Genomic DNA, 9,039 nt, shown 5'->3' with positions numbered 1-9,039 from the left:
CTGATCTCCGAATCAGACATCACGGTGTTCTCGCGCAGGTAGTCCACGGCCTGCTGCCGCGACCAGCCGAACGCGTGCAGACCCGTGTCGACCACCAGCCGCCCGGCGCGCATCGCGTCGAGCCCGAGCATCCCGAGCCGGGCCTCGTCACCGGAGTAGAGGCCCATCTCGTCGGCGAGCCGTTCGGTGTAGAGGCCCCAGCCCTCCAGGTAGGCCTCGATGAACGCGAACTTGCGCAGGTTCGACAGCTCGGTCTCGGCGGCGACGGTCAGCTGGAAGTGGTGGCCGGGCACCGCCTCGTGGAACGCCACCACCTCCGAGAGCGTGCGGCTGCGTTCGGTGGCGCCCACCGGGTTCAGCCAGTAGACCCCTGGCCGCGACCCGTCGAGCGCGGCGTCCGTGTAGTAGGCGAGCGGCGCGGTCTCCCGCTCGACCTCCGGCACGAGCCGCACCTCGCAGCGCGCCCTGGGCACTCTGCCGAACCACCGCGGGGCGACCTGCTCGGCTCGCGCGATGGCCTCCACCGCGCTGGTGAGCATCTCGTCCTCGCCGCTCCACAGCAGTTCCGTGCGCAGTCGCCGGAAGATCTCCGGCACGTCCGAAGTGCCCCACACCCGCGCACCGATCTCCGCGTACTCCTCGCGCAGCGACGCGATCAGCTCCAGGCCCAGCCGGTGCAACTCCTCCGGACTGCGCGAAGTCGTCGTGTAATTGCGGACCAGCTTCGCGTAGTTCTCCTCGCCCTCGGGCAGCCAGCACAGGCCGGCGTACTCGTCGTCGCGGCCCTGGAGCGTGAGCAGCGCCTCGCGGAACCGGGCGAAGGCGGGGCGCAGGTCCGCGTCGCCCTCCCACTCCTGCCGCGGCGAGGCGAGGAAGCGCTCCAGGTGGGCCGCACCGCTCTCCACGTGCCGGCGCAACGGCCTGCGGTCGGTGTTGAGCAGGCGCTCCTCCGCCTGCCGCAGGAAGCGCGGCACGAGGTGCCGCCGCTGCGAGAAGTCGACCTGCGAGGCCATCGAGAGCAGGCTGGTGACCGGGGCGCGCAGTCCGGGACCGACGGTGTGCTCCACCAGCCGGGCGTCGATCTCGGTGATGATCGAGGTCGCCTGGTGCCGGATCACGTCCCGCGTGATCGGGTCCTCGTCGCTCTCTTCGACCCGGCTCAGGACGTCCGCGAGTCTGGCCCGCAACGCCCGATGACCGTCGGCGCCGAGGTCGTCGAGCCGGTCGTCCCAGCCGGGGATGCCGACGAGCGTGGCGAACATGGGGTTCCAGTCCATCATCGCCTGGAACGTCTCATCCGAGAGCGAGGTCACGCTCTCCTTCTTAGCCGCGCCCGAAGCGCTCTGCCAGCGAATTGGCGGCTTCGGCCAGTTCGGCGCCGATCCGCCGGACGATCTCCGCCGCCGGTTCCCCGGTCGCGAGCGGGTAGGTGGTGCCCGCCCACAGCGACATGACCTCCACCTCACCGGTCGCGCGGACCGGCTTCGTGAGGTGGTGCACGTTCGGGTACGCGGCGGGGGCGTGCGGGCTGTTCTCGACCAGGAACCGGTTGGCGAGGCCACGTGCGGGCCGTCCGCTGAACGCCCTCGTGAGCGCGGTGCGCCTGCCACCGTCGGCGAGCGCTTCCCGTTGTGCGGCGGCGGTACCGGCCTCCGGGCAGCGCAGGAACGCGGTGCCGAGCTGCGCCGCGACCGCACCGGCCGCCAGCACGGCGGCGACGTCGGCACCGCTGACCAGGCCTCCGGTGGCGATCACCGGCAGGCTGGTCGCACTCCGCACCAGCCGCAGCGCCGCGAGCGTGCCGTACAGCTCACCGCCACCGGGCGAGACGCCGTCGTCGACGAACGTGCCGCGGTGACCACCGGCGTCCGAGCCCTGCACGCACAGGACGTCCGCGCCGATCTGCTGCGCCTGCCGCGCCTCGCCCGGCGTGGTGACCGTGACGACGACCGTGGAGCCGGCCGCCTTGAGCCGCTGCACGTCGTCCACGTCGGGCAGGCCGAACGTGAACGACACCACCGGAACCCGCAGCGCCAGCACCAGTTCGAGCTTCGCCGCGTAGTTGTCGTCGTCCCAGCGGGGATCGCCGGGCACCGCGCCGACCTCCTGCGCGAAGGCCGTGACCCGCCGCACGTAGGACGAGAGGTCCGCGGCCGGCCGCGGACCGGGCACGAACAGGTTCACCCCGAAGGGTGCGCCGGTGAGCTCACCGGTGCGCCGGACCTTCTCCGCGAGCTGCTCGACGGTGAGGTAACCGGCCGCCAGGAAACCGAAGCCGCCGGCTCCGGTCACCGCGGCGACCAGCTCGGGGGTGGAGGGTCCTCCCGCCATGGGCGCGGCGATCACGGGCACGGCGAGCGTGGGGAACATGAGCACAACCTAGTTGGACGAGGTGGTGGCCGCCCGGCGGAGCCGCTGTGTCCCCGGCGACGCCGGACCGGACGCCGGTGCCAAGTCCACTGCGGACGTGGCACCGGCGGTTCCTCATCTAGGGCAGGGAGTCCAGATGAGGGGCAACGGTGTTCGCGAACTGCCAGTTGTTCGACGCGTCCCAGTTGATCGACCACGTCATGGCGCCGCGGATCGACGGCCACGTCGTGCTCGGCTTGAACGTCCCGCAGTTGGTGCCGCGGGCGAGGCAGCTGAGCGCGTTGTTGACGTTGGACGGCGGCTGGTAGCCACCGCCGGCGCCGGAGGGCGACGCGGGCAGGCCGAGGCCGACCTGGTCCGCGCGCAGGCCGCTCTGCAACTGGATGCACGCCAGCGCGGTCAGGAAGTTGACCGTGCCCTGGCTGTGGACCTGCTGGTCGCAGCCGAGCATCGAACCGGAGTTGTAGTACTGCATGTTGACGATGGTCAGGATGTCCTTCACCGCCAGCGCCAGCTTGAAGTACTCCGCGTTGACGTCCTGCATGTCGATCGTCTGCGGTGCCATGGTGATGACGGTGCCGCCACCGGCGTGGATGCTGCGCAGCGCCTGTGCCATGTAGGTGGCGTTGACGCCGTTCTCCAGGTCGATGTCGACGCCGTTGAAGCCGTAGGAGGAGATCAGTCCCTTGACGCTGTTGGCGAAGTTGGTGGCCGCCGTCGAGTTGCCGACGCTGATCGTGCCCTTCTCACCGCCGACGGAGATGATCACCTTCTGGCCGCGGTTCTGCAGGGTCCGGACGTCGGCCCGGAACTGCGCGTCGGTGTACCCGCCGAGCTGGCTGCTCAGGCCGGGGTCGAGGTTGAACGCGACCTGTCCCTGCACCGCCGTCGCGTCGGCGAACGAGACCGCGACGATGTCGTAGGTGGTGGGAACGTCCGACAGCCGGAGTGCGCGCGCACCGTTGTAGAAGTTCTGCCAATAGCCCGTCAGCACGTGCTTGGGCAGACCGGTGTTCGGCGGGTTGCTGGTCGTCGTGGTGGTCGTGGTCGTCGTAGTGGTGGTCGACGTCGTCGTGCTCGTGGTGGTGGACGTCGGCGGCGTGCCGGGACCGTCGAGGCTGACGTCGTCCGCGTAGTAGGCGGGCTGGCCGTACCAGCCGTGCAGGTAGATCGTCACGCTGCTGGCGCTGCCGCTGGTGAAGTCGACCGTGAGCTGGCTGAAGCCGCTGGATCCCGGCGTCCAGGTGTTCTTCTCCGCGCCACCGGTGACGCCGAGGTAGACGTAGCTGCCCTGCACCCACGCGCTCAGCTTGTAGGCCGTGTTCGGTTGCACCGCCACGGTCTGCTGGCACCGCGCGTTGCTCTGCCCCTGCGGGGCGCCCTGGAGCGCGTACGTGCCGGTGCGCTTCGTGCTGCTGGTGGCGCTCGTGCCCTCGGTGCAGGTCCAACCGCTCAGGTTGCCGGCCTCGAAGCCGCTGTTGGACGCGAGGTTCGCGGCCACGGCGCTGCCGTTGATCACCAGCACCAGACCGGCGCACGCGAACAGCGCGGACAGCAGCGCTATCGCTGCTCGTCTGGTCTTGGACATGGTCCACCTCCACACATCATGCGGCGGCCATGTTGTGATTGACCCTAAAATGGACTAGACCACTGCGCCAGGTCAAGCCCTGGTTTAGCTTGAGCCCGTGTTCACCCTCGAAGACGCCGTCGCGATCGCCACGGCCGCCCACGAAGGCCAGGTCGACAAGTCGGGGCGGCCGTACATCGGACACCCGTTGCGGGTCATGGCGTCCGTGTCAGGTGAACATGAGCAGATGGCCGCCGTCCTGCACGACGTCATCGAAGACACCCCGGTAACGGCGGCCGACCTGCTCGCCCGCGGCTGCCCACCCGATGTCGTCGACGCGGTCGTGGCGCTGTCGCACCTGCCGGACGAACCGCAGGAGGACTACCTGCGCCGCGTCGCCGCCAACCCGGTGGCCTTGGCGGTGAAGCGCGCGGACATCGGCGACAACCTCTCGCCGGCCCGCATCGCCCGTCTGGACGAGGCGACGCAAGACCGCCTGAAGGCCAAGTACGCGCGCGCCCTGCGGTTGCTCGACGAGTTCGTGAGCTAGCTAACCTTCTTCATCGTTACAGGTCCTCTGAACAGGGTGTATTATCGAATCGTAACCAAGATTGGAAGGACACGATGACCCGCCACGACCTGTCCGTGAAGTCCCTGCGCTCGAGCATGGCGATCCGCCGTGACGCCCGCTCGCGGCGCCGGAGCCTGGAGCGGCAGTTGGCCAGCTACACCTCCGAGAGCGACCGGCTCGAACTGGACGCCATCCTGTCGCGCCACGGCGCGGAGGAGACGAGCGAACTCCGCTCGATCATCAACCGCCAGGCGATGGACCGCCTCCTGCGGACCGCCTGACGAACCACTCTGGGCCACCCCCGGCAACGTTGCCGCGGGTGGCCTTCGCGCATCTAGAAGAGGCGCTTGACCGTCAGCACGTTGTCCTTGCGCGTCTCCTCCTGCCCGTCCGGCCCCACGATCGGCCGCTCCACCACCTCGTCCGTGATGATGATCCAGTTGTCCCGCAGCCCGAGGTGGTCGAGCACGTCCTTGGTCGTCGGGAACCGGTAGTCCTGGTGCTCGGACCACGACGGCGCCCCCGCGTGCCCGCCGATGATCAGGTAACCACCCGGCGCCACCGCCTCCGAAGCCCTCCGCAGGATGCCGGCACGCTCCCCTTCCTCCTCGACGGGCGAGTGCAGGAACTGCGCGCTGACCAGGTCGTACAGTCCTTCGGGAAAGGTGGCCTTGAGGTCGTGCCGTTCCACCGAGATCTCCACGCCGGCGTCGTAGGCGTGCTTGAGCGCCCGGTCCAGCGCGACCTGCGACACGTCGACACCGAGCACGCGCCAGCCCCGCTTCGCGAGCCACACGGCGTCGCCGCCTTCGGCACACCCGAGGTCCAGCGCGCTGCCGGGCGTGAGGCGTTCGGCCTCCCGCACCAGAAGCGGGTTCGGTTTGCCGGACCACACCTGGTCCCGCTCCGAGTAGAAGGTCTCCCAGAACTCCTGTGCAGTCGTCATGCTGTCCACAGTGCGGCAGGCTGTGCCGGATCGGCAAACTTCGTTGCTGATCCGGCAACAGCTTCGGGAACCGGTCCGGGGACGAAGGCCGGACCGAAGCGCTCGAGCTGACCGCGTGGAGGCCTTCGCTCAGAACAGGGTCGCGGGCTCAACCGGCTCGGGCTCGGGCAGTGCGTCGAGGCCGGGCACCAGCGCTCGCACCTCGTCGTGGAACCGGCGGGCGAGCGCCGGCGCGTCGTCGTTGTCGGGGGTGTGCAGGAACACCGTCGGCGACCTGCCCTCCCGCAGCCAGCCGGCGACCACCGCGGTCCACGACCGCCACCCCTCGACGGTGTCCTCGACCGAGTCCCTGCCCAGGTAGCGGACGACCGGCTGGTCGGTCAACGCCCTCGTTCGCCGCGGCAACCGCGGTTTCCTGCCCCAGGCTTCCCGCTCGGCCTCGCTGGCCGGCGGGCTCTGGAAGAAGACCGTGGTGTCGAACGGCACCCACTCGGCGTCCGCGCCGGCGAGCGCCCCCTCCAGCAGCGACGTCGCTCCACCGTCGGTGAAGAACAGCGGGTGACGCACCTCCACGGCACGCCGGAGGCCGGCGGGCAGCCTGCGCAGGAAGCGCCCCAGGGCGTCGACCTCCGCTGGTCCGAACGAGCCGGGCAACTGGGTCCACAGGACCGCGCGTTCGCCGAGAGGTTCGATCGCGTCCAGGAACGCCCGCATCTCGACCTCGACGCCGGCCAGGCGTCGCTCGTGCGTGACGACCTTGGGCAGCTTGACCACGAACCGGAAGCCGGGGTCGGTCTGCCGCGCCCAGGTCGTCACGGTCTTCCTGGCGGGCGTCGCGTAGAACGTGGTGTTGCCCTCTACGGCGTTGCACCAGCCCGCGTAGGCGCGCAGTCGCTCCCCGGCGGGAAGCGACTGCGGCAGGAACCGCCCGAGCCACGCCTTGTGGTTCCACATCGCGCAGCCGACATGAAGACGTGCCACAGCCGGGAACCTACTTCTTGCCCTTCGGCTCGTCCGTGGACAGCGCGGCGACGAAGGCCTCCTGCGGCACCTCGACCCGGCCGACCATCTTCATGCGCTTCTTGCCTTCCTTCTGCTTCTCGAGCAGCTTGCGCTTGCGGGTGATGTCACCGCCGTAGCACTTGGCCAGCACGTCCTTGCGGATCGCGCGGATCGTCTCGCGGGCGATCACGCGGGCGCCGATCGCGGCCTGGATCGGCACCTCGAACTGCTGCCTGGGGATGAGCTCGCGCAGCCGGGTCGCCATCCGCGTGCCGTACGCGTAGGCGTAGTCCTTGTGCACGATCGCGCTGAACGCGTCGACGGTCTCGCCCTGCAGCAGGATGTCGACCTTGACGAGCTCCGCGTCCTGCTCGCCGGCCTCTTCGTAGTCGAGCGAGGCGTAGCCGCGGGTGCGGGACTTCAGCGAGTCGAAGAAGTCGAAGATGATCTCACCGAGCGGCATGGTGTAGCGCAGCTCGACGCGGTCCTCGGAGAGGTAGTCCATGCCGCCGAGCTGTCCGCGCTTGGACTGGCAGAGCTCCATGATCGCGCCGATGTAGTCGGACGGGGCGATGATGGTGCACTTGGTGACGGGCTCGTACACCTCGGCGCGCTTGCCCTCCGGCCAGTCGGACGGGTTCGTCACGACGTGCTCGGTACCGTCCTCCATCACGACGCGGTACACGACGTTCGGGGCCGTGGAGATCAGGTCGAGACCGTACTCGCGCTCCAGGCGGTCGCGGGTGATCTCGAGGTGCAGCAGGCCGAGGAAGCCGCAGCGGAAGCCGAAGCCCAGCGCCGCGGAGGTCTCCGGCTCGTAGGTGAGCGCGGCGTCGTTGAGCTGGAGCTTGTCCAGCGCCTCGCGCAGCTCCGGGTAGTCGGAGCCGTCGACCGGGTACAGGCCCGAGTAGACCATCGGGCGCGGCTCGCGGTAGCCGGCCAGCGGCTCCGTGGCGCCCTTGCGCTCCGACGTGACGGTGTCGCCGACCTTGGACTGGCGCACGTCCTTCACGCCGGTGATCAGGTAGCCCACCTCGCCGACCCCGAGGCCCTGCGACGGCTTCGGCTCCGGCGAGACGATGCCGACCTCGAGGATCTCGTGGGTGGCACCGGTCGACATCATCTTGATGCGCTCGCGCGGCGTGATCTTGCCGTCGACGACGCGGATGTAGGTGACGACGCCGCGGTAGGTGTCGTAGACCGAGTCGAAGATCATCGCGCGGGCCGGGGCGTCGCTCTGGCCGACCGGGGCCGGGACCTTCCGCACGACCTCGTCGAGCAGCGCTTCGACGCCCAGGCCGGTCTTCGCCGAGACGCGCAGCACTTCCTCCGGCTCGCAGCCGACGATGTGCGCGATCTCCTTGGCGTACTTGTCCGGGTCCGCGGCGGGCAGGTCGATCTTGTTCAGCACCGGGATGATGGTGAGGTCGTTCTCCATCGCCAGGTACAGGTTCGCGAGCGTCTGCGCCTCGATGCCCTGCGCGGCGTCGACCAGCAGCACGGCGCCCTCGCAGGCCTCCAGCGCGCGGGACACCTCGTAGGTGAAGTCGACGTGGCCCGGCGTGTCGATCATGTGCAGGACGTGGTCCTGCCCCTCGAGCTGCCACGGCAGGCGCACGTTCTGCGCCTTGATCGTGATGCCGCGCTCGCGCTCGATGTCCATCCGGTCGAGGTACTGAGCGCGCATCGCCCGCGCTTCGACCACGCCGGTGAGCTGCAGCATCCGGTCGGCCAGCGTCGACTTCCCGTGGTCGATGTGCGCGATGATGCAGAAGTTTCGGATGAGCTCCGGCGGCGTGAAGGTCGTGTCGGCGAACGTGGTCAAGGTAGTCCTCAACAGGAAATCGGACGGGTGTCCCCTTATGGTCCCATAGTGGCCGCCATGCTTTGCACCACTAGGGTGCGTCCGTGCTGATGAACGGTGAGGACCCCCGCCCCGCGAAGGGCGCGGTCCGCGAGATCTACGACGCTGCACAGGCGGTCAAGCTCGACTACCGGCCCCGGGTGGACGGTGACGCCGACCCCGGCGAGGTCGTGTGGGCCTGGGTCCCCTTCGAGGAGGACGCCTCCCGCGGCAAGGACCGGCCGCTGCTGGTGGTGGGCCAGGCGGACGGCGACCTGGTCGCCCTGATGCTCTCGTCGAAGCAGCCGCGCGACGACTACCTGGAGCTGGGCGCGGGCGCCTGGGACCGCGACGGCCGGCCGTCCTTCCTCCGGCTCGACAGGGTCTTCGCGCTGGACTCGGACGACGACATCCGGCGCGAGGGCGCCGTGCTGGCCCCCGCCGCCTTCGGTCAGGTCGTGGACGCCCTGCGCGGCCGGCACGGCTGGCGCTGAACGAACGCGGGTGCGCTGGACGCTCAGCGCACCCGCACCGAGCACGGCCGGTCGATGTGAGCACAATCATGTGCGCGGGGTCTTGGACCCCGAACGTGAAAAGCCCTGCGGGGAGCGCTTGTGGCGCTCAACCCGCAGGGCAAATTATGTTCGGCGGCGACCTACTCTCCCACACCGTAACCAGTGCAGTACCATCGGCGCAGAAGGGCTTAACTACCGGGTTCGGAATGGGACCGGGTGTTTCCC

The 9,039-nt window shown here is 69.6% G+C and carries 9 protein-coding genes and 1 rRNA gene; 3 read left to right on the top strand and 7 right to left on the bottom strand.

From position 1 onward, the window contains the following. The 3 genes from BMW88_RS11720 to BMW88_RS11710 all read right to left on the bottom strand — a co-directional run. On the bottom strand, positions 1-1,313 hold a 1,313-nt coding region (locus tag BMW88_RS11720), incomplete at its 3' end, for a DUF885 domain-containing protein (protein ID WP_089950713.1). A gap of 10 nt (positions 1,314-1,323) precedes the next feature. After that, positions 1,324-2,370, bottom strand: a complete 1,047-nt coding sequence (locus tag BMW88_RS11715; RefSeq protein ID WP_089950712.1) for a nitronate monooxygenase — start codon at positions 2,368-2,370, stop codon at positions 1,324-1,326. Positions 2,371-2,488: 118 nt separating this feature from the next. Next, positions 2,489-3,958 (bottom strand): chitinase, encoded by a 1,470-nt coding sequence (locus tag BMW88_RS11710; RefSeq protein ID WP_089950711.1) that lies wholly within the window; start codon positions 3,956-3,958, stop codon positions 2,489-2,491. Positions 3,959-4,055: 97 nt separating this feature from the next. Here BMW88_RS11710 and BMW88_RS11705 point away from each other — a divergent pair, with 97 nt between their 5' ends. Together BMW88_RS11705 and BMW88_RS11700 are read left to right on the top strand one after the other, a co-directional pair. Beyond that, positions 4,056-4,487 (top strand): HD domain-containing protein, encoded by a 432-nt coding sequence (locus BMW88_RS11705; RefSeq protein ID WP_089950710.1) that lies wholly within the window; start codon positions 4,056-4,058, stop codon positions 4,485-4,487. A 74-nt stretch (positions 4,488-4,561) separates the two neighbouring features. Then, a complete protein-coding gene (locus BMW88_RS11700) occupies positions 4,562-4,789 on the top strand; it encodes a hypothetical protein (RefSeq protein ID WP_089950709.1) in 228 nt (75 codons plus the stop codon). A gap of 53 nt (positions 4,790-4,842) precedes the next feature. On the opposite strand, the gene BMW88_RS11695 is transcribed toward BMW88_RS11700, so the two are convergent. The 3 genes from BMW88_RS11695 to lepA form a co-directional block, all read right to left on the bottom strand. Next, the gene (locus tag BMW88_RS11695; protein WP_089951073.1) at positions 4,843-5,454 is read right to left on the bottom strand and encodes a class I SAM-dependent methyltransferase; all 612 of its coding nucleotides are present in this window, start codon (positions 5,452-5,454) and stop codon (positions 4,843-4,845) included. A gap of 129 nt (positions 5,455-5,583) precedes the next feature. Then, positions 5,584-6,408, bottom strand: a complete 825-nt coding sequence (locus BMW88_RS11690; protein ID WP_089950708.1) for a DUF72 domain-containing protein — start codon at positions 6,406-6,408, stop codon at positions 5,584-5,586. Positions 6,409-6,445: 37 nt separating this feature from the next. Further along, on the bottom strand, positions 6,446-8,281 hold the full coding sequence (gene lepA, locus BMW88_RS11685; RefSeq protein WP_089950707.1) for a translation elongation factor 4: 1,836 nt from the start codon (positions 8,279-8,281) through the stop codon (positions 6,446-6,448). An 89-nt stretch (positions 8,282-8,370) separates the two neighbouring features. On the opposite strand from lepA, the gene BMW88_RS11680 reads away from it, so the two are divergent. Then, on the top strand, positions 8,371-8,793 hold the full coding sequence (locus tag BMW88_RS11680) for a type II toxin-antitoxin system PemK/MazF family toxin (RefSeq protein WP_089951072.1): 423 nt from the start codon (positions 8,371-8,373) through the stop codon (positions 8,791-8,793). Between the two features lie 148 nt (positions 8,794-8,941). Here BMW88_RS11680 and rrf read toward each other — a convergent pair. Continuing rightward, a 5S ribosomal RNA gene (rrf, locus tag BMW88_RS11675) occupies positions 8,942-9,039 on the bottom strand; the annotation flags it as partial.

The sequence above is a fragment of the Lentzea xinjiangensis genome (assembly GCF_900110955.1).
Taxonomy (GTDB): domain Bacteria; phylum Actinomycetota; class Actinomycetes; order Mycobacteriales; family Pseudonocardiaceae; genus Lentzea; species Lentzea xinjiangensis.
The sequence above is the reverse complement of the archived record's forward strand: the minus strand, read 5'-3'. Positions and strand labels throughout refer to the sequence as shown.